22 protein-coding genes and 1 tRNA gene are annotated in these 18,853 nt (G+C 57.6%); 11 read left to right on the forward strand and 12 right to left on the reverse strand.

Going from position 1 to position 18,853, the window contains the following annotated elements:
- Nucleotides 1-475 precede the first annotated feature (475 nt).
- Nucleotides 476-1,030 carry a pentapeptide repeat-containing protein gene (locus DXY37_RS04230; protein ID WP_170951781.1) on the reverse strand — a complete coding sequence of 185 codons (555 nt, stop codon included), beginning with the start codon at nt 1,028-1,030 and terminating at the stop codon, nt 476-478.
- A gap of 603 nt (nt 1,031-1,633) precedes the next feature.
- On the reverse strand, nt 1,634-1,777 hold the full coding sequence (psbF, locus tag DXY37_RS04235; protein ID WP_066910550.1) for a cytochrome b559 subunit beta: 144 nt from the start codon (nt 1,775-1,777) through the stop codon (nt 1,634-1,636).
- A 671-nt stretch (nt 1,778-2,448) separates the two neighbouring features.
- Between psbF and DXY37_RS04240 the strand changes: the two genes are divergently transcribed.
- On the forward strand, nt 2,449-3,093 hold the full coding sequence (locus DXY37_RS04240) for an alpha/beta fold hydrolase (protein WP_115125532.1): 645 nt from the start codon (nt 2,449-2,451) through the stop codon (nt 3,091-3,093).
- A gap of 10 nt (nt 3,094-3,103) precedes the next feature.
- Here DXY37_RS04240 and DXY37_RS04245 read toward each other — a convergent pair whose 3' ends face one another.
- The 6 genes from DXY37_RS04245 to DXY37_RS04265 form a co-directional block, all read right to left on the reverse strand.
- On the reverse strand, nt 3,104-3,388 hold the full coding sequence (locus DXY37_RS04245; protein WP_244276856.1) for a lactate dehydrogenase: 285 nt from the start codon (nt 3,386-3,388) through the stop codon (nt 3,104-3,106).
- Nucleotides 3,389-3,411: 23 nt separating this feature from the next.
- Complete coding sequence (locus DXY37_RS04250; RefSeq protein ID WP_244276858.1) at nt 3,412-3,738, reverse strand: hypothetical protein; 327 nt, start codon at nt 3,736-3,738, stop codon at nt 3,412-3,414.
- 206 nt (nt 3,739-3,944) lie between these two features.
- Nucleotides 3,945-4,169, reverse strand: coding sequence for a hypothetical protein (locus DXY37_RS13250; RefSeq protein ID WP_170951782.1), 225 nt, complete (start codon nt 4,167-4,169; stop codon nt 3,945-3,947).
- A 64-nt stretch (nt 4,170-4,233) separates the two neighbouring features.
- Nucleotides 4,234-5,130: a tRNA glutamyl-Q(34) synthetase GluQRS gene (gene gluQRS, locus DXY37_RS04255; protein WP_115125533.1), complete on the reverse strand. Its 897-nt coding sequence runs from the start codon at nt 5,128-5,130 to the stop codon at nt 4,234-4,236.
- Between the two features lie 53 nt (nt 5,131-5,183).
- Nucleotides 5,184-5,459, reverse strand: coding sequence for an HU family DNA-binding protein (locus DXY37_RS04260; protein WP_006043393.1), 276 nt, complete (start codon nt 5,457-5,459; stop codon nt 5,184-5,186).
- A 152-nt stretch (nt 5,460-5,611) separates the two neighbouring features.
- Nucleotides 5,612-6,277: an MBL fold metallo-hydrolase gene (locus DXY37_RS04265; protein ID WP_115125631.1), complete on the reverse strand. Its 666-nt coding sequence runs from the start codon at nt 6,275-6,277 to the stop codon at nt 5,612-5,614.
- Nucleotides 6,278-6,346: 69 nt separating this feature from the next.
- Between DXY37_RS04265 and DXY37_RS04270 the strand changes: the two genes are divergently transcribed.
- Nucleotides 6,347-8,428: a glycogen-debranching protein gene (locus DXY37_RS04270; protein WP_115125534.1), complete on the forward strand. Its 2,082-nt coding sequence runs from the start codon at nt 6,347-6,349 to the stop codon at nt 8,426-8,428.
- A 34-nt stretch (nt 8,429-8,462) separates the two neighbouring features.
- Here the strand turns inward: DXY37_RS04270 and DXY37_RS04275 are convergent.
- Nucleotides 8,463-8,533 (reverse strand) — tRNA-Gly (locus DXY37_RS04275).
- 136 nt (nt 8,534-8,669) lie between these two features.
- On the opposite strand from DXY37_RS04275, the gene DXY37_RS04280 reads away from it, so the two are divergent.
- From DXY37_RS04280 to plsY, 5 genes are all read left to right on the forward strand, one after another.
- Nucleotides 8,670-9,986 (forward strand): MFS transporter, encoded by a 1,317-nt coding sequence (locus tag DXY37_RS04280; protein ID WP_115125632.1) that lies wholly within the window; start codon nt 8,670-8,672, stop codon nt 9,984-9,986.
- 23 nt (nt 9,987-10,009) lie between these two features.
- Nucleotides 10,010-10,759, forward strand: coding sequence for an ABC transporter permease (locus tag DXY37_RS04285; RefSeq protein ID WP_067093108.1), 750 nt, complete (start codon nt 10,010-10,012; stop codon nt 10,757-10,759).
- Nucleotides 10,760-10,776: 17 nt separating this feature from the next.
- On the forward strand, nt 10,777-11,184 hold the full coding sequence (locus tag DXY37_RS04290) for a DUF3119 family protein (protein WP_115125535.1): 408 nt from the start codon (nt 10,777-10,779) through the stop codon (nt 11,182-11,184).
- 88 nt (nt 11,185-11,272) lie between these two features.
- Nucleotides 11,273-12,259, forward strand: coding sequence for a DUF3086 domain-containing protein (locus DXY37_RS04295; RefSeq protein WP_115125536.1), 987 nt, complete (start codon nt 11,273-11,275; stop codon nt 12,257-12,259).
- The gene (gene plsY / locus DXY37_RS04300) at nt 12,259-12,858 is read left to right on the forward strand and encodes a glycerol-3-phosphate 1-O-acyltransferase PlsY (RefSeq protein ID WP_115125537.1); all 600 of its coding nucleotides are present in this window, start codon (nt 12,259-12,261) and stop codon (nt 12,856-12,858) included. The genes DXY37_RS04295 and plsY overlap by 1 nt, the downstream gene beginning before the upstream one ends.
- A 43-nt stretch (nt 12,859-12,901) precedes the next feature.
- Here the strand turns inward: plsY and pyrF are convergent, their stop codons facing one another.
- From pyrF to DXY37_RS04315, 3 genes are read right to left on the reverse strand one after another with little or no spacing between them, the layout of a single operon-like run.
- Entirely contained in the window at nt 12,902-13,621 is a 720-nt protein-coding gene (gene pyrF, locus DXY37_RS04305) for an orotidine-5'-phosphate decarboxylase (RefSeq protein WP_115125538.1), read from the reverse strand.
- Nucleotides 13,621-14,865 (reverse strand): tyrosine--tRNA ligase, encoded by a 1,245-nt coding sequence (gene tyrS / locus DXY37_RS04310; protein ID WP_115125539.1) that lies wholly within the window; start codon nt 14,863-14,865, stop codon nt 13,621-13,623. Before tyrS ends, pyrF begins: the two co-directional genes overlap by 1 nt.
- 40 nt (nt 14,866-14,905) lie before the next feature.
- Complete coding sequence (locus tag DXY37_RS04315) at nt 14,906-15,232, reverse strand: DUF1825 family protein (RefSeq protein WP_067095958.1); 327 nt, start codon at nt 15,230-15,232, stop codon at nt 14,906-14,908.
- Between the two features lie 124 nt (nt 15,233-15,356).
- Between DXY37_RS04315 and DXY37_RS04320 the strand changes: the two genes are divergently transcribed.
- Genes DXY37_RS04320 through DXY37_RS04335 form a run of 4 tightly spaced genes read left to right on the forward strand, consistent with a single transcriptional unit; the run spans nt 15,357 to nt 18,831 of the window.
- Complete coding sequence (locus DXY37_RS04320) at nt 15,357-16,082, forward strand: response regulator transcription factor (protein ID WP_115125633.1); 726 nt, start codon at nt 15,357-15,359, stop codon at nt 16,080-16,082.
- Nucleotides 16,083-16,116: 34 nt separating this feature from the next.
- Entirely contained in the window at nt 16,117-16,698 is a 582-nt protein-coding gene (locus DXY37_RS04325; RefSeq protein WP_115125540.1) for a helix-hairpin-helix domain-containing protein, read from the forward strand.
- Nucleotides 16,699-16,703: 5 nt separating this feature from the next.
- Nucleotides 16,704-17,291, forward strand: a complete 588-nt coding sequence (locus DXY37_RS04330; protein WP_115125541.1) for a GIY-YIG nuclease family protein — start codon at nt 16,704-16,706, stop codon at nt 17,289-17,291.
- Between the two features lie 49 nt (nt 17,292-17,340).
- Nucleotides 17,341-18,831 (forward strand): leucyl aminopeptidase, encoded by a 1,491-nt coding sequence (locus DXY37_RS04335; protein WP_115125542.1) that lies wholly within the window; start codon nt 17,341-17,343, stop codon nt 18,829-18,831.
- Nucleotides 18,832-18,853 lie beyond the last annotated feature (22 nt).

Below are 18,853 nucleotides of genomic sequence, written 5' to 3' on the forward strand. Positions count from 1 at the left end.
GTGGCTAGCTTTTGCGAAAGGGATCATCGTTGGTATCGTGCTCACGATTATTTTACCTTGAAAATCGACAAGAATACTCTTCGATCTTCAACCATATCGTTCTAATTTTTTCTCCAAGCCTTTCGCTCAGATGACACCAGACAATTCAGCATCTAATTCCAACAATAGTGAAATGAATAGAGCGCTAACTTACTCAGAAATGATGAACAAAGGCAGACAGAATATGAAAGCTGAAAATCGAAGTCAGGGAGATCAACTTCATCAACGAGTGGAGGAACTTGAAAGGAAAGTGGAACACCTTCAGAACGTCATCCAACGCCAACTCCGCCTTGGTAGAATGACTGAATAGCCAGCAAAAGCCATCAAGGGTCAATTTAGACTAATGAATTGCCTTCAGAATAATCTAACCTTGGAAGAAATAAACATCAAAGGCATTATCAGACAATCAAAGAGATTCTGAGAATGATTTAAAAACTTACGACTTTGCAGAACGAATATTCAGGCTTATGCAATCAAGACTGTCGTAGGTCTCAACACCAGAGTCTGGATTGACGCCAGTAGCCCTCGAGCACATCTCCTCTCGTTGAGGGGCATCAATAATGGCTCCGGAAAAATCTGCTCCATCGATTGTCGTTGCCATAAAGAAGCTCTTGGTCAAAACGGCATCTCTAAAGTTCACATTGGTGAGGTTTGCCTCTTCAAAATGCGTTGCATAGGCGATACTACCCTCAAGATTTGCTCCCTCGAGATCTGCTCTTTTCAGAGTCGCCACACTAAATAAGGCACCTCTCAGGTCAAGACCAGACAAGTCATAATTGGCCAAATCATATTTAACAAACTCCTTGGTGATCGGCTTTCCATCCTCATCTCGTTCGTAGAAAGGAAACTTTTCCTTGAAGGCCTCTGTGGCCTGATCGCTTCCCTGCAGACTTCGATCAAGCCCGAGATCTGGAAGACCTCCACCACTGGGATAAATCGCCAATGCCTTTGATGGCAGCATCAGCAGTGCGCCGAACAGAATCGCAACCAAGGTTCGAACAAACGGCCTAACAATGCTATTAACTAATTTCATCATGCACTCCTTTTATTGAAAAACCTAAGGCAAGCAAGTGCGGCACTTTGACAACATGACCCGCTGAGACGAAACAAATCGAGCAGTGACGAGCGAAAAATCTCACTACGTTGAATCTCATCGATCGCCTGCAAAGGACCAAGATGATGAATCAAAAATTGTGCGCAACGTAAGATAAAAGAAGAGTTCTCTACCAAAATTGGAAGATCAAACTCAGGCACTGCTTGCAGAACTGATTCGACAAGCTCTTATCAGAATCCACAGTGGCGAAGCAGGTGCCGACTCAGCACTTTACAGAGCTATCTACACTCTTCAGGAGCAAAATATCATCGAAAATATAGCGTCAACTTTGCAATAAAGCCAAATATTTTCAATGAATGCAAAAAGTGCAGTCAAACAATGAGCAAAGAAGATAAAAACTCAATCCAAAACCAAGACTGTAGCTATCAACCTACCAAATAGATATAGCCAGACACCAAATTCATAGAGAGCCAAATCAAAGCCGAGAAATAAACAGCGGCAAAGACAAACTCTTCAACAAATTCAAATGAATTCATGTGCTCAGTAAAGCGTTGCTCTACGGATAAATTGCATCGCAGCAAGCGCTCCTAAAAAGAAGACTGTTGGGATACCCAATGCATTCACTGCCAGAGTCCTAACGGTAAACACAGGGTAGCCTCCATCTTTCCTTTTGAAAGGTGCCAAAGGGCTATCGATCCACTCTTTACGATTCTGAATCGAAGGCACGCCAAAAAACTGTTTTCCCCAGACAAGAATTTCCCATCGGGTTAGCCAGAACGCGGTGCTGATTACTGAGAAGGCTATTGGGGAAGCAACCAATAGGATCTTGTAGTTGAACACAACAACAACGTCGTTTGAAACAGATTAGAAGGACGTCATACTCTCTAAGTATTGATTGATGCGCAATTTTGACCTCAATGCTTCACCTGCATTGACTCATTTTTATCAATCAAATTGATAGCGACAAGGTGATTTTTTCAGGCATCCATGCATCATTTGCGCTACAAAATCGTGGGAAATTGATCGATCCGCCTTGATTTACATCAACAACGCCAATCCTGATGCGTCAACGAGCAACATACACATCAATTTTGACTCATTATTTTACGCGCTGTCGATACAGATGTTTCAAGCAAATGCTTTGTATAGCTGAGACATTCGAGCATCTTTAAGAAACATATTGGTTCATTGACAGGCAAGAAATTGGGTCAGCTTGCTTAACGAATGTCCTGATTGATCAAGGCACAACTTGAGCACAAGTCTGAAATAGCAAACTCAAGCCCACAGGCTTCTCTGCACAGTGAGGGCATGACAGCCTTGGGTGAACAAAGACTCACGACCCGCCTGATAACCACATGGACAACACGCTGGTGTGCGGGCCTACAACCGGGTCAGCAACCGTGGTGCTGGCCCATGGTGCCGGCGCTGGCATGGAGAGTCCTTTTATGCAGCACATGGCCGAAGGACTTGCGCAGCAAGGGTGGCAGGTAATCCGCTTCGAATTTCCCTTTATGGCCCAGCAGCGCGTCAGTGGTCGCAAAAGACCACCCAACAAAGCTGACATCCTGTTGCAGTGTTATGCCGAGCAACTCCAGTCTCTTCCTGCCAAGCAGCCGCTGATCATCGGAGGCAAATCCATGGGTGGAAGGATCGCCAGCCTGCTTGCTGATGCGTTGTGGAGCCAAAACAGGATTCTGGGATGCATCTGTCTGGGCTATCCCTTTCACCCTCTTGGCAAACCAGAGACATTGCGCGTGGAACATTTGCAGAATCTGCAAACGCCAACCCTGGTGATACAGGGAGAGCGGGATGCGATGGGCAACAGGAAAGACGTGAACAACTATGCGCTGTCAGAGCAAATACAACTCGCCTGGATGCCCGATGGTGATCACAGCTTCAAACCACGCAAAAAATCAGGGCATAGCGAACTTCAGAACTTGAATCTGGCTGTTGAACACATGCATGACTTCCTCAGCAAGGTGGTGCAGCCAGCAAGCTGAGGGTGGTCCATCACGTCTGGTTGCCACCCAGCATGTCGTCGTACCCCTCATAGGAGTTGTATTCCGCCCAGCCAGGACTGGCCTGATCCATCAGGCCGAACTCACCGTCAATCATGTCGGCCCGGGTGTTGCCATAAGGAACTGTGTTGCAAGTGATCCCACCACCCGCAACAGGCTGGCAGTCATCAAAACGCACCTGCCCCCGAACAGGATTGGCCAGACTTGTGCCGATCGTGACCAGAGCGACAACGCTCGTTAAAAACAAGCGCACGACGCTTGGTGCATGGAACCCCATTGTGAATGGGACTGAGCAGTGGATCAAAGGCCTGCACAGAGGCGTTCACTGTCCCGCAATGTCTCAAAAACTTTCTGACCCCGTTGTTCACCAAGCTGCACCATCACCACTTCCGCCTGCACACCAAGCAGCAGGGTCTGGCAGGGATAGAGCTGGCGATCGGCGGCGCGACGCTGCATCGCCTCAGTGAGCATCAGAGCTCGATCACAGCTGGATGCATCAGCGCTCTTAAAACATGCCAAAAGAAGCGGACGCACTCCATCCAGAGACGCTGCATGAACCGGCGCTGCAACACTGCCAATCACAAGAGCGATCGTTCCAGATATCCATGCCCTGAGCAAATTGTTCAAGAGGTTGTTACCCAAGAGGTGTAAAGAGAGCAACGACTTGACGTACTTCCAAGCATTCACAAACCAACTCTTGAGCTGGCCGCGAGAACAACTGAAAGAATGAGATCACTCGATCGATGATCGGATGTATACCGACTGGACCGCAGTCGCACTCTTACTGTTCACGGCTGTACCCCTGTTGGCTGTCGTGGCAGCAGCGGCATTTTTTATTTGGCAAAAACGGAAATCACCGCTTTCTTGATGACCACTTCTTTGAGCTTTTCAGATCCCTCCTCGAGGGAGCCAACGACAGAACGCGCTGGGAATGTTGATCTTGTGGGAGAGGCGACAGGCCGAAGCACACCTCTGCCCAGACAGTCATGACAGGTCCGGAAGCGCTGCTCGCTGATGCGTTTAATTCCACTGCCTCCGCAGCTGGAGCAGATCGCCATGCCTGAACCAAAAAACCCAACTTCAGTGTGGAAGCCACAAGCGACTGCGATCCCGAAGGATTCCTTAAGAATTTGGCTCATCCCAACATCCCTGCAGCGGCAGGGGTCGAGCCTGAATCTCTTGCAGCAGCTCACAAGCCGATAAGGAGCAGTGCTCGTCGACCAAACCCAGCGAAGCGGCCAGCCATCCCACCACCTGCTGCGATGACCACTGCTTCTCCTGAAGAGGTGCCAACCCTTCGGCCTGTTCACGTTTGGAGAGCTTCTGCCCTTTCGAATCGCAAAGCAGCGGTGTGTGTCGATAGCTGGGCGATTGCTCCTCTAACGAAGCGATCACCGCCTGCTGGGCAATACACACTGCAGCCAAGTCAGAGCCCCGAACCACCTCGGTGATACCCAGTGCCAGCTCGTCCACTGCCGTTGCAAGGTTATAGGCGATAAATCCATCGGCTCGGCGCAGAACCAGATCACCGCAGCGGGGTTCATCCACGGCCTTCACTTTCAGCCTCCAGGCCGGCAGACGTCCATCCTGCAGACCCCAGCCCCTTGCCATCTCCCTACAGGTTCCTGGATAGCGCCGACCGGCACCCAGCTGACGACGACTGCATCGGCAGGGATACAGCAGCTGGTCACGCCGAAGTGCAGAAAGGCAGGAGTTGTAAAGCCCAAGCCGCTGGCTCTGCATGATCACTGGACCATCCCAGTGCAGTCCAAGCCATTGCAAGTCTTCGAGAGCTGAGTCGACCGCGCCAAGCCGGATGCGCGGAGTATCGAGATCATCAATCCTCAGCAACCATTCACCACCCTGAAGACGGGCCTGCAACCAGGAGATCAGCGCCGTGCGCAGGTTGCCCAGATGCAGGGGACCAGAGGGAGTCGGAGCGAAACGGCCGCGATAACCCAGGAGACGCTGTTGACGCCCCTGCTCAAAAACGGCACGGAGACAATCAGGAAGGTCCACACAAGAAAGGGTGGCCCGAGAGGGCCACCCCGATCAAGCGTTCAGGCAGTCAATCAGCCCTGAACACGATCCTTGAACATCTTGCCTGCGGTGAAAGCGGGCACGCGCTTGGCGGGGATCTTGATCTTTTCGCCGGTCTTGGGGTTCAGACCCTGACGGGCAGAGCGCTCACGAGGCTCGAAGGAACCGAAACCAAGGATGGAGACCTTTTTGCCCTCCACAACGGAATCGATGATGGTTTCGATTGCAGCATCCACCACCAGAGACACATCGGTCTTGGTGAGCTCGGTGCGGGCGGCAACCAGGTTGACGAGATCGGCTTTGTTCATTGGGTGGGGGAAAGTGGCGGAAGCGGTTGGATCGACGATGCGGAGGTCGACATCCGCACGGCTTCCCTAGGCGGGCTAATCGTATGGAGACAATCGCTGTGCTGCAACCGAAAAACACCGTGCCGCAATGCTTTCACCGAATCTCATGTGAATCAGGTCGTGTCAAATGCTGCATTGGCCTGCTGATTCCAGCTGTTGAAGGGAGCCAGATGACTACCAAGTAGAGCACCTAGACCAGCTCCAGAAGCCAGTGCTGGAGTGGCTTCTGAAGGAAGCCACCGGCATAATTGACGCAGACTGTGCTGCTGCCGAGGCCAGTGAAAGGTGCGCCGGTTCTGTAAAGGTGCCAATTGATCCTTGGCCACTGGCACAAGCAAACGTCCGCAGAACAGCACATTCACAGGCATCGGCGCATGCACAACGGCATGACCAGGCGTAGGACCTGGCGTCCAGAGCAGTCGCAGGCCTGAACGCGTGACGGTCTCCTCGGAGAACGTTTCGAGCTGCTCAACGCCCGGCAACAGATAGGCCTCCTGTTCCTGGACGAGCACGGGCCATTGCATGCGCTGCTGCAGACTCCGCAAGCGCCCATGGCTCTCTCGACTGGTGAGAAGGATGCGGGCACAACGGCCTTGCGCCAGTTCCTGCAGAGCCTCCAAGGTGGCTTCGCTGAGCGGAGGACAGTCGATCAGAACGGGCTCAGGGTCGACGTCGAGCCACCAGGAAGAGCCGCCACGACAGTCGCGGTTAGGCGGAAACAGCCAGAGATCAGGCCGGATTTTCACAGGCGGGCGGCCTGGCTCCAGCGAGGAGGTCATCACAGACACGATGAATCACCGGAGCTATTACTACTTTGAAGGCTTCACCCGCCTCCTGGGAGTGGATCTTTGAGCACGGTCCGGCGAGGCAAGCCTTGGCCTCTTGGCAGCAGCATCACCGCCGATGGTGTGAATTTCTCGGTGGCAGCGCCAGGTGCCAACCGGGTTGAACTGCTGATTTTCACCACCGCTGAAGCCAGCAGTCCCGAGCAACTGATCGATCTCAACGACAGCAACCACCGTTCTGGCGATTACTGGCATGTGGAGGTGGAGGGACTGACGGCAGGTTGCTGCTATGGCTATCGAGTGTTCGGGCCGCTCGCACCGGGAGGCCATGGCTTCCGGCCCGCGAAAGTGCTGTTGGATCCATGTGCGCGCGCGATCACGGGCTGGTCGATTTATCAACGCGAAGCCGCCACGGGTGCTTCACCGAACACCCATTGCTGCCTGAAGGGATTGGTCTGCGAACGGGACCGCTTCGATTTCGATGCGCATCCCAGACCTCGACATAGTTGGCAGCAGACGGTGATCTACGAGCTGCATGTTGGAGGCTTCACCCAACGCAGCGACAGCGGCGTAGCTCATGATCGACAGGGCAGCCTGCTGGGAGTGATCGACAAGATCCCGTACCTCAAGCAGTTGGGCGTCACCACGATCGAACTGCTGCCCGTGCAGGCCTTCGATCCCCAGGATGCGCCTCCTGGGCGAGACAACATCTGGGGCTACAGCCCACTGAGCTGGTTTGCTCCGCATCAGGGCTATGTGGGCGGCGGTGACCCCATGAATGCCAGAGATCAGATGCGCGATCTGGTGGCGGCCTGTCACGACGCTGGCCTGGAGGTGTTGCTTGATGTTGTCTACAACCACACCACCGAAGGCAACGCTGATGGCCCCACCCTGAGCTGGCGTGGCTTCGCCGATCGCACCTACTACCACCAGACCGATAAGGGTGATTACCAAGACGTAAGTGGCTGTGGCAACACCATTGCCGCCCACCATCCGCTCAGCCGTGAACTGATTCTGGAGTCGCTGCGCTGCTGGGCGCTGGAACTGGGAGTGGATGGCTTTCGCTTCGATCTCGGCATTGCCCTGAGTCGCGGCGAAGGTCTGAAGCCATTGGACAAACCCGCACTGTTCGAAGCGATGGAGGCTGACCCGCTACTCAGTGAGCTCAAACTTGTGAGCGAGCCCTGGGACTGCGGTGGTCTCTATCGACTGAATGACTTCCCGGCTCGGCGCATCGGGACCTGGAACGGGCGGTTTCGTGATGCCTTGCGCAGCTTCTGGAAAGGCGACGATGACAGCACTTGGGCCATGGCACAGCGCCTGCGAAGCAGCCCTGATCTCTATGACGGCAAACCCGCAGGTTTAGGCCGCTCCGTGAATCTGCTCACGGCCCACGACGGCTTCACACTGATGGATCTGGTGAGCTTCAACAGGAAGCACAACCTCGCCAATGGTGAAGACAACCGCGACGGTGAAAATCACAACAACAGCTGGAATCACGGAGTTGAAGGTCCCAGCAGTGACCCTGCTATCACTGCTCTGCGCAAGCGTCAGCAACGCAACATGCTGAGCACCCTGCTGCTGGCGCGCGGCGTACCAATGCTGTTGATGGGCGACGAAGTTGGCCGCAGCCAGGGAGGCAACAACAACACCTGGTGCCAGGACACACCGCTCAGCTGGATGATCTGGTCCGAGGAGCACTGCGATACAGAGCTGCTCACCTTCTTGCAGCGACTGCTGCGACTGCGCTCAGAGCTCGCCGAGCTGTTGAACCCAGTGATGAGCCACTACGAACCGCATCAGCAGCGCCGCAACAGCGATCCCGATGGTTTGTGGCGCCAGTGGCATGGGGTGGAATTGGGCAAACCCGACTGGGCCAGCTGGTCTCATTGCCTGGCAATGAGCCTGCATCGCGGCAAACGGGGAGCAGTTCTCTGGGCTGGCTTCAACGCTTACTTCAAGGCCATGAACTTTGATCTGCCCCAGCCGGCATCTCCCTGGCATCGCCTGATCGATACGGCCCTTCCTGCAGGTGAGGACCTTCCCCAGACCCTGGAGCCTTGGAGTCAGGACGGCGTCCCCCTCGAAGCCCGAAGTCTGGTGGTGTTGGTGGCTCGGGAGTACGCCGACAACATCAAGCTCTAAGAAGCAAGCCCAAAGGCCTGGAGCAATGAAACAAAGCGGGCGGCGGGAATCGAACCCGCATCATCAGCTTGGAAGGCTGAGGTTTTACCACTAAACTACGCCCGCATTGATACAAACGAACTAACCTCCGAGAGGGCGGAGCTGGTGCGTTCATATCCCCAAGCATTATGACGGTCAGCGAGCCCACTCATTCGGATTGACCACTTCTGCAGCTCGCCCTGAGGGCTCCCGCCGCCGTCTGATGTTTTCGTATGGACTTGGAGACGCAGGGACCGGACTCGCCGCGACAACACTCGGTTTTTACCTGTTTCCCTTTTTCACTTGTGCAGCAGGCCTTCCAGCTTTCATTGCTGGCTCACTGCTCACGGTGATCAAAATCTGGGATGGCGTGAATGATCCGCTGATCGGCTGGATGAGCGATCACACCAAAAGCCGTTGGGGACCAAGACTTCCCTGGATGTTTGGGGCCGCCATGCCGTTAGGCATCAGCTTGGCCGCCATGTGGTGGGTTCCAGAGGGAGACATCACCCAACGCACGCTGTATTACGTGCTGATGGCCATCCTGCTGATGACTGCTTACACAAGCGTGAATCTGCCCTTTGCCGCGCTCTCTACAGAACTCAGCCCAGACACTGCAATCCGAACCCGTCTCAACGCAGCTCGCTTCACCGGTTCCATCATCTCAGGAACGATGGGGTTGCTCGTTGCCTTTTTTGCTTTGCGCGAAGGCGGAGGCGGCTATGTCTTGATGGGACAAATCACTGGCACGATCGCTGCATTAGCGACCTTGCTCTGCTGCTGGGGTTTGGCCCCCTATGCCAAAAAAGCTCAACAACCAAGTGGCAATAAGGAGCCTCTACGCAAACAACTTCATCGCATTCGCTCCAATTCCCGTTTTCTGATGGTGCTGGGGCTGTATTTGCTGCTGTGGTTTGGCCTCCAGCTCATGCAGGTTGTTGCACTGATCTGGCTTGTTCAAGTCATTCACGTTCCGGCAAGTATCGCCACCTTGCTCCTGCTCGCTTTCAACATTGCGGCCTTGATCGGACTCCAACTCTGGAGCGTGCTGTCCAACCGCCATGGGCGAATCAAGGCTCTCGGCTGGGGGTCGAGCATCTGGATCACCGCTTGCCTGCTCTCGCTGGCCCTATCTCCAATCGCTGAAAACAGTGGCCGAAACGCTTTGATTCCCGTTGTCACACTGATCATGCTGGTTGGGCTAGGCGCATCAACGGCATACCTGATTCCTTGGTCTTTGCTTCCCGATGCGATCGATGCTGATCCAACACACCCCGCGGGTCTTTACACCGCATGGATGGTGTTCGGACAAAAACTGATCATCGGGCTGAGCATGAGCGTGTTTGGCACATTGCTCTCTCTTACGGGATACATCTCCACCAAGAGTTGCGACGGAGCCTTAAATTTCATCGAACAGCCTCAAACAGCTCTGATTGCCATCCGCCTTTGCATGGGCCTCATTCCAGCATTTTTAGTGGCTCTGGGACTTGTGGTGATGCGACGCTGGCCTGACCGCGGCGCCCATCTGCAACGCGCATGATGTCTTCCCGCCTCCGAGCCCGCATCCAATCGCCCCGCTGGTTAAAGAGGCTGGGCAGCAGCTTGATCATTGGCGGACAGGCAGTCACCGCCACCGCCAAGGGAAGGATTAATACTGTTGATCTGCTGGATCAACTCCAGGAAGCCGGACCTGGAAGCTTCCTCATCGTGATCATCACGGCACTAGCTGCGGGCACGGTGTTCAACATCCAGGTCGCTAAGGAACTCAGCAACATGGGCGCCAACTCCACGGTTGGCGGTGTCCTGGCGATTGGCCTAGCTCGTGAGATTGCCCCTCTGCTGACGGCCACCCTGCTCACAGGCAAGGTGGCGACCGCCTACGCGGCACAGCTGGGGACCATGAAGGTGACTGAACAGGTTGATGCCATCACAATGTTGCGCACCGACCCGGTTGAGTACCTGGTCGTTCCCCGCCTCATCGCCATGGTGGTGATGGCCCCGGTGCAATGTCTGTTGTTCTTCGCTGTGGCAATCCTTGGAGGCCAGATCAGCAGCACTGAGATTTACCAGATTCCGCCCGCTGTTTTCTGGACCTCAGTGCGCACCTGGCTCGATCCTGACGATTTGCCGTTCATGCTGGTCAAAGCCTTGATTTTCGGCCTTCAAATTGCGGTTTTGTCCTGCGGCTGGGGCATGACCACCCAAGGAGGGCCGAAAGAGGTTGGCACCAGCACAACAGGTGCCGTGGTGATGATCCTGGTCACCGTGGCCCTGATGGACGTCTTCCTGACTCAGATCCTCTTCGGAGGCTGAAGCAACCTCTTAACTCCATGACCACAACACCCTCTGAACCTGACCAAAACAGCGTGAGCATCAGCTCCAGCCCCCGTCTGGCGCTGCTGATCATCGTCTTCAGCCTCTGCCTGCTGCCACTGCCATTCAATCCATGGCCGACCGTGGTGGTGGGGCTATTTGGTGTTTTCCTGTTGGTGCAGACCTACAGCCTGCGGCTGGAATTCACTAACGACACGCTGGTGGTGTGGCGAGGCCAGCAGGAGCTGCGCAGCTTCCCTTACGCCGAATGGCAGAGCTGGAGACTGTTTGCCCCCTGGCTGCCAGGACTGTTTTATTTCCGCGAAATCAAGAGCATCCACTTCCTGCCGATCCTCTTCAACCCTGCTGAGCTGCGGCAACAGTTGGAACAACGGGTCGGCTCCCTGGAAACCCCGAAGCCCTAAGCCAAACCAACACTTGGACACAACGAGAACGTTGTGTTTGGGCCATGAGCCCCGTAATCCGCTGAAATGAGTTGAGGAGAAGCCGACCATGCCTGACGACAACGATCTGCCACTCCAAGACACGCCGCAATCCACGGAGGCAGCCAATGATGCATCCAGCGAGGCATCCCAGGCAGCCAGCGAAGACGTACAGCCTGCGTCTGAAACGCTCATCCAACTGGCCCTGGTGGATCTGCAGACGCGGCGCGATGGCCTGCAACAGGAGATTGAAAACCTCCAACAGCGGAAGCAGCAACTGGAGAAAGACATGGCCGCCAGCTTTGCTGGCCAATCCGATGCAATCGCCAGACGTGTGAAGGGGTTTCAGGAGTATCTGGGTGGAGCCTTGCAGGGGCTGGCCCAGTCGGTGGAGACCCTGGAGCTAGTGGCGCAGCCTGTGGTGGTGAAGCCTTCACCACTGGATGCCCAGGCAGCCGAAGCCGCCGCCGAACAGGCCATGGCGAACAGCGGCGGCGCGCCGGCTCTGGCCGACACCTTCCGTCCTGACGAAGAGCTGATCCGAACCAACCTCAGGCGTTTTCTGGAGCAGCCTGACTTCTATGCCGAACCCTGGAAACTGCGCCGCAGCCTCGACGACAGCGACATCGCTGTACTCGAAGACTGGTTTTTCAATCAGGGCGGCAGGGGTGCTCAAGCCAGCCGCGGAAGTCGACCTCGCAACGTGCTGCTGGGGGCTGCCCTGATCGCCATCATCGGCGAGCTTTACGGCGATCAGTTCCAGACGCTGGTTCTAGCGGGACAACCCGAACGCCTCGGTGACTGGCGACGAGGCCTGCAGGATGCGCTCGGCCTGGGGCGGGAAGATTTCGGCCCAAGCAGCGGCATCGTGCTGTTTGAACGTGGAGATGCTCTCGTAGAGCGAGCCGACCGGCTGGAGGAGCGCGGTGAAGTCCCCCTGATCCTGATCGATGCAGCCGAACGGGTGGTGGATGTTCCCGTGCTTCAGTTCCCGCTCTGGCTGGCCTTTGCCGCCGGTCCAGGCGAAACCTACGACTACGAAGACGACCTGCTCTGATGCCCTTCTTCACGCTGCTGCTGGGTTACCTGCTCGGCTCCCTACCCAGCGGCTTCCTGGCCGGTAAATGGTGCAAGGGGATCGACCTGCGCACCATCGGCTCCGGCTCTACCGGCGCCACCAATGTGCTGCGCAACGTGGGCAAAGGCCCTGCGCTGGTTGTATTCCTGGTGGATGTAGCCAAAGGAGCAGCTTCGGTTCTGATCGCTAGCGCCCTGACCCAGAACAATCCACTCAACGATTGGATCCAGGTGCTGGCCGGTCTTGCAGCCCTGGCCGGCCATATCTGGCCTGTATGGCTCGGCTTCAAAGGCGGCAAGGCCGTGGCCACCGGGCTTGGTTTGTTCCTCGGCCTGGCCTGGCCAGTGGGGCTGGCTTGCTTCGGGATGTTCATGGCCATGTTCAGCCTCAGCCGGATCGTGTCACTCGCCAGCGTGGTGGCAGCGATCAGCCTGCCGCTGCTGATGGCCGCCGGCTCAGGGAGCAACGCCAATCTTGTGGTGGCCCTGGTCGCGATGGCGCTGGTGCTTTGGCGACACCGCAGCAACATTCAACGGCTGATCAACGGCACCGAACCCAAGGTGGGCCAGAAATCTTGAGTGCAGCTGGTGTACCTGAGATGGTCTCCACAGGAGGCTCTCGTCAATCCAACAGCTCCGTGCAGCAGGCAGAGAAGGCAGCACTGGGGTCTGCTGACCTGGTGATCGGGCGACCGATCACCAGCTGACTCGCTCCTGCTGCAATCGCCTCAGCAGGACCCATCACCCGGGCCTGATCACCCACCGCAGCGCCTTTGGATCGAATACCCGGCGTCACCAATGCAAATGGATTCGGGTGGTGTGAACGCAGAGCCGCGGCCTCTATAGGTGAACACACACAGCCACCGATGCCAGCAGTTGCCGAAAGCTGCGCCAAAGCCGGCACGCGCTCGGCGATGCCCTGGCTAATGGCGAGTTCACGTTGCAAACGCTGCTCCTCCCAGCTGGTGAGCACCGTCACCGCCAACAGCGTTGGAGCATTGAGGCAAGCCTGCTGAGCACCCTCCACCGCTGCAGCCTGAGCCGCCTGCAACGCTTCGCTGCCGGCACAGGCATGCACCGTGATCAACTCCGCGCCCAGGGCCGCCGCACGACGACAGGAGCCGGCCATGGTGGCAGGGATGTCGTGGAATTTGAGATCGAGAAACACCCGCAGGCCCTTATCGCGCAGCTGCGCCACAACCTCAGGGCCAGCCTGGACGAACAGCTCCAGACCCACCTTCACCCAGCACAATCCCTCCACCTGAGTGGCAAAGACCAGGGCCTGATCCGGGGCCATGCCGTCGAGGGCCACGATGATCCGATCGGCGGGATTAATGGCCATCAGCCCACCAGCCGGCGAAAGGTTTTCTTGCCGAGCTGGAGCACCTTGCCGTCCAGCTCCGCCGCCGATGCGAACTCCTGATTCGGGTCAGTGATCTTCTCCCCTTCCAGCCGAGCAGCGCCGCCTTTGATCTGACGCCTGGCCTCGCTACTACTGGCGCAGATGCCCACAGCACTGAGCAGATAAAACGCCTTAGCAGGAAAATTCACTGCCGAAAGAGAGACCTCAGGCACATTCGCTCCAGCATCACCGCCACTGCTCACCAGGGTGGCCGCATCGCTCTGGGCTTTTTGGGCTGCCTCCATGCCATGCCGGCTGGCGGTCACCGCCAGAGCCATCGCCTTCTGCTTCTCGCGTGCGTTGTCCGGCAAATCCTGCGGACTCAGATCCGTCAGCAACGTCACATAGTCATCAATCGCGGCATCGCCGACCTTCTCGAGTTTGGAATACATAGACAGTGCGTCTTCCTCCAGACCCACGGTGTTGCCAAGGCTTTTACTCATTTTCTGTACGCCATCCAGGCCAACCAAAATCGGCAGCAGCAACCCGAACTGGGTGCCCTTGTTGAAATGGCGCTGCAGATCGCGGCCCATGGCCACGTTGAACTTCTGATCAGTGCCGCCCAGCTCCACATCGGCATTCACCGCAACAGAGTCGTAGCCCTGCAGCAGTGGATAAAGAAATTCATGCAGGGCGATTGGTGCACCGCTGCCGTAACGCTTGGAGAAATCGTCTTTAGCGAGCATCTGACCCACGGTGGCCGTACCCAACAAGCCAATGACCTGAGGAAGATCCAGACCTGCCAGCCACTCACTGTTACGGCGCACCTCCAGGCGGCCAGGGGTCTCGAAATCAAGCAGTGCCGTCTGCTTTGGCTGGCCCTGGCCGAGCTGAGCCAGATAGGTGGCGGCATTGGCCTCAACCTCTTCAGCGGTGAGCTGCACCCTTGTGGCGCTCTTGCCGGTGGGGTCGCCGATGCGGGCAGTGAAATCGCCGATGATCAACACCGCTGTATGCCCCGCATCTTGAAAAGCCCGCAGCTTGCGGAACAGGATGCTGTGGCCCAAATGGATGTTGCTGCCGGTTGGATCGATTCCCAGCTTGATGCGCAGGGGCCGGCTCTCTTGCTCTGCCTGCCTCAGCCGCGCCGCCAGCGATTGATCGGCTTCATCACCATCGCCGGCTGGAAAAAGATCGGCCATTCCACGCGACAGCCATGCCGGCAGAGACGGTGTCGAGGCCATGGGCAAGGGAGCGATTGCGGGCTGAATCGTACGGGCCGCTTCAGCTGGGTGGCTGTTCCAGCTGACTTTTCATCCGCTCCAGGGTGCCTTGCATCTGCTCAAACATCTGCTCCGGGGTGATCCCGAACTGGCCCAACTGGCTGCGCAGCTGCTCCACCGTGAGCTTGGCCTGGAAGTCTTCCGATAGCTCAAAGCGTTTCATGAACACGCGGTAGCGCTCCATGAGCTCCTCCATCGTGTCGATGAACTTCTTTTTGCCCTCGCGGTCAAACTTGCCGTAATCGGAACCCAGCTGCATCAACTGCTGGTAGTCGCCAAACAGACGCTTTGCCTCCTCCTGCACGATGTCTGAGTCGAAGAACGCCATGGCCCACCGATCAACTGACGTGATTCTGAACAATTTGAGCGCCCCGTAACAGTGCGGATCCACGCCCCCTGATTCGGGTCAACATGAATTGGTCAGCGGCAATGGCCTCGAGCCTCTCCCTTCCTTGGATCTCAGCGAACGGATCCCGTCTCTGCAGCACCGGTCACGCCAGGGCCACAGCCTGCTCAAGCGCAGTCGCACCGCCATCGCTTCCGCCGACCTTGTGTTGCTCAGCAGCTGGACGGCCTGGTTCGAAGGCCAGGGACCTCTGGTGGCGGCCTGCACCAGCGAGGACGACTGCCTCCTGAGGCTTCAAAGCAGCGCGGCCAATCTGTTGCTGTGTACGGACACCCTCGAGGGCGGCAGTGGCACCAGCCTCGTGCGTCGGGCAAGAGACGACAACCCCGAAATCAAGGTGTTGATAATGCTTCAGCGCCCCATCCCGCGCACGATCCTGGATGCCATCGATGCCCGCTGCCATGGGATCTGTTCGGCGCAGGCCACCGGAACGGGCACGGTGGCGGCAGCGCTCACGGCCATCGACACCGACGGGCAGTATCTCGATCCACTGATTAGTGGCGTGTTGCACCACAGCAGGCTGCGCTGCAGCGGCGATCAAGTGCCATTGCAGGAACTCACCATGCGGGAAGAGGACGTGCTGCGCGGCCTCTGCCGAGGCATGACCAATCAGGAGATCGCCGACGCTTTAGTCGTGTCGATTGACACCGTGAAAACTCATGTCGGCAGCCTGCTACGAAAGTTGCCGGCCCGGGACCGAACCATGGCTGTTGTCACAGCATTTCGTGAGGGGCTGGTGCAGGTTCCCACCAGGCCGCCGCGCTGGACCTAGGGTCCTGGCCAGGCTGCAAGGGAGAAACGCGGCGATGGCTCGCCGGCACTGGCTCGATCCACTAGCCCGCAAGGTGCTCCAGGCCATGGGTGATCTACCCAAGGACCCAGTGCGCGTGGACACCAGCCCCTTGCCTGCAGAAGAAACAACGGTCGTTCCGAGTTGGTGCATCGACGTGAACAGGGCCACGGCGGAACAGTGGCGCCAGTTACCCGGCTGCAGCGAAGTAATGGTGGATCAGCTACTGCGTTTACAGCAGGGCGGGGTGCAATTCAGCCAGATCGAGGATCTGGCTCAGCTGCTCGACATCTCGGAGAGTCTCTGCGAGCAGTGGAGACCCCATCTAATTTTCCGCTGGCACGGCGATGCCCCGCAGTTACCCGCGCAGTCACCGCTTGATCTGAATGCCGCCAGCCCCACCCTGCTGGCCAAAACCCTCCCGTGGCCCGATGAGCGGCTGGAACGCCTGATCGCCGAACGACGGCGCGAACCGTTTCAGAACCTCGCGGATCTACAGGAGCGACTCTGCCTGCCCCCGGCGACGGTGGAGGCTTTGATCGGGCGTGTCCGCTTCGGGGCCAGACCAGCCGGCCCGAGCCTGCCGCCGCGAGGTTGACGGCAATGCCTTCCCCTCCTCGCCAGGGCAATCTTTTCGAGCAGCCCGCACCTGCTTCTCATGAAAACGAACCTGCTGAATGGGCACTGAATGAGCAGCAGCTACAAAGCTGGCAGGAACGCATCCACAGCTTCCAGAGCCCTCTCTTTGAATCCGACAGCCCCAGACAAGAGCAAAGCAGCCTGTTCGTCAGTGAAGAGGCTGAAGCGGCAGGGGTTCAGCCTTTGTCTCTCAAACCACTGCCGCTGAGTTTCTGGCGCTGGCCGCAAAGCCCCCATCAAGGGGCGGCGTTGTACTGGGTCATGGATCGACCCGCCGGCCTGAAACACCCGATCCTGCTTTACATCGGAGAAACCATGGCGGCCGATCGGCGTTGGAAGGGGGAGCACGATTGCAAGGCTTACCTCGCGGCTTATCAGGAAGCCTGCGTGCACTGCGGTCTGAGCTGCAGAACCAGCATTCGTTTCTGGGGCGATGTGCCCAGAGCCACCAAGGCGCGGCGGCAGTTGGAACAGACCCTGATCCGTCGCTGGCAGCCGCCGTTCAACAAGGAAACGCGCGATCGCTGGGCCACGCCGTTTCAAGCCGATTGAGCACAGCTCCTAGCATCGGTTCAGGCAACGGCTCAGGCATCAGCTCTCCATGAAAATCTCCCTCTCTCCGGCCACCCCTGAGGCCTGGAGTGGTTCGGTTCTGGCGCTCGGCATACCCCAGGACGATCCCCAATGCCTGGTGGAGGCGATGGAACAGCGCTTCAACATTCAGCTGAAGGAGTGGCTGAAGCAGAAGCCCTTCACAGGTAAGAGTGGTGACTTAGCCAGCCTTCAATTGCTGCGCGGTGACTGCACCACCCTGGTGCTGCTGGGGCTGGGAGAGGCCGGATCCATCGAACGCGACAGCCTGCGCATGGCCGCAGCGGCCGCCGCCCGCGCAGCACAGGGGCAGGGAGGCTCCCTTGGGCTGTTGCTGCCGTGGGGATCCGTAGACCCCATCGCTGATGCCACTGCCGCTGCTGAAGCTGTGCGCCTGGCGCTCTACAGCGACTTGCGCTTTCGCAGCAAGCCCGAACCCAGCCCACGGCCGGAACAGGTGGAGCTGCTGGGCCAATGGCCAGCGGGCCTGACGCAGACGCTGGAAACAGTTCATCCGATCTGCGCCGGCGTGGAGCTGGCCAGGGAACTGGTGGCGGCACCACCCAACAGCGTCACCCCGGAGGAACTCGCCCGCACCGCGGCAGCTCTGGCCCATGAGCATGGTCTTGAGCTCACCGTGCTCGAACGCTCCGACTGCGAGGAGCGAGGCATGGGCTCCTACCTGTCGGTCTGCCAGGGCTCGGACATGGCTCCTAAATTCATCCACCTCACCTATCGGCCCAGCGGAGTCGCCAAGAAACGACTGGTTCTGGTGGGCAAGGGACTCACCTTCGATTCCGGCGGATACAACCTCAAGGTCGGTGCCGCCCAGATCGACATGATGAAGTTCGACATGGGCGGAAGCGCGTCGGTCTTCGGAGCGATGCGCAGCATTGCTGAGCTGCGCCCTGCAGGAGTGGAGGTGCACATGGTGGTGGCCGCCTGCGAAAACATGATCAACGGCTCCGCGGTTCACCCCGGCGACATCGTCACTGCATCCAACGGCACCACAATCGAGATCAACAACACCGATGCGGAGGGACGCCTCACCCTCGCCGATGCCCTGGTGTATGCCTCCAAGCTCAAGCCCGACGCCATTGTTGATCTGGCAACACTCACAGGTGCTTGCGTGGTCGCCCTCGGTGATGAGATCGCCGGACTCTGGACCCCGGATGATGCGCTCTCGAGTGATCTGGAAACCGCTGCAAGCGATGCCGGAGAAGGACTCTGGCGCATGCCGATGCACAGCTCCTATCGCAAAGGCCTCAAATCGCTGCTGGCCGATATGAAGAACACCGGACCTCGCCCCGGTGGATCTATCACCGCCGCCCTGTTCCTCAAAGAGTTCGTGGATGCCGGCATTCCCTGGGCCCACATCGACATTGCCGGAACGGTCTGGAGTGACAAAGGTCGCGGAATGAATCCCTCCGGCGCCACTGGCTACGGGGTACGCACGCTGGTGAACTGGGTCATGAAACAGGCCTCAACCGCCGAGGCCTAAATTCATCTCTAAGCCGATCAAG

The organism is Synechococcus sp. GEYO, assembly GCF_900473955.1.
Taxonomy (GTDB): Bacteria; Cyanobacteriota; Cyanobacteriia; order PCC-6307; family Cyanobiaceae; genus Synechococcus_C.

Bases quoted from the DNA above. Each gene is read 5' to 3' on its own strand.
- pyrF (WP_115125538.1), bottom strand. From the start codon at position 13,621: ATGGCCATTAATCCCGCCGATCGGATCATCGTGGCCCTCGACGGCATG.
- DXY37_RS04240 (WP_115125532.1), top strand. From the start codon at position 2,449: ATGGACAACACGCTGGTGTGCGGGCCTACAACCGGGTCAGCAACCGTG.
- DXY37_RS04315 (WP_067095958.1), bottom strand. From the start codon at position 15,232: ATGGCGTTCTTCGACTCAGACATCGTGCAGGAGGAGGCAAAGCGTCTG.
- DXY37_RS04335 (WP_115125542.1), top strand. From the start codon at position 17,341: ATGAAAATCTCCCTCTCTCCGGCCACCCCTGAGGCCTGGAGTGGTTCG.
- DXY37_RS04265 (WP_115125631.1), bottom strand. From the start codon at position 6,277: ATGACCTCCTCGCTGGAGCCAGGCCGCCCGCCTGTGAAAATCCGGCCT.
- DXY37_RS04325 (WP_115125540.1), top strand. From the start codon at position 16,117: ATGGCTCGCCGGCACTGGCTCGATCCACTAGCCCGCAAGGTGCTCCAG.
- DXY37_RS04245 (WP_244276856.1), bottom strand. From the start codon at position 3,388: ATGGGGTTCCATGCACCAAGCGTCGTGCGCTTGTTTTTAACGAGCGTT.
- plsY (WP_115125537.1), top strand. From the start codon at position 12,259: ATGCCCTTCTTCACGCTGCTGCTGGGTTACCTGCTCGGCTCCCTACCC.
- DXY37_RS04330 (WP_115125541.1), top strand. From the start codon at position 16,704: ATGCCTTCCCCTCCTCGCCAGGGCAATCTTTTCGAGCAGCCCGCACCT.
- DXY37_RS04290 (WP_115125535.1), top strand. From the start codon at position 10,777: ATGACCACAACACCCTCTGAACCTGACCAAAACAGCGTGAGCATCAGC.
- tyrS (WP_115125539.1), bottom strand. From the start codon at position 14,865: ATGGCCTCGACACCGTCTCTGCCGGCATGGCTGTCGCGTGGAATGGCC.
- DXY37_RS04280 (WP_115125632.1), top strand. From the start codon at position 8,670: ATGTTTTCGTATGGACTTGGAGACGCAGGGACCGGACTCGCCGCGACA.
- DXY37_RS04295 (WP_115125536.1), top strand. From the start codon at position 11,273: ATGCCTGACGACAACGATCTGCCACTCCAAGACACGCCGCAATCCACG.
- DXY37_RS13250 (WP_170951782.1), bottom strand. From the start codon at position 4,169: ATGGCGATCTGCTCCAGCTGCGGAGGCAGTGGAATTAAACGCATCAGC.
- DXY37_RS04260 (WP_006043393.1), bottom strand. From the start codon at position 5,459: ATGAACAAAGCCGATCTCGTCAACCTGGTTGCCGCCCGCACCGAGCTC.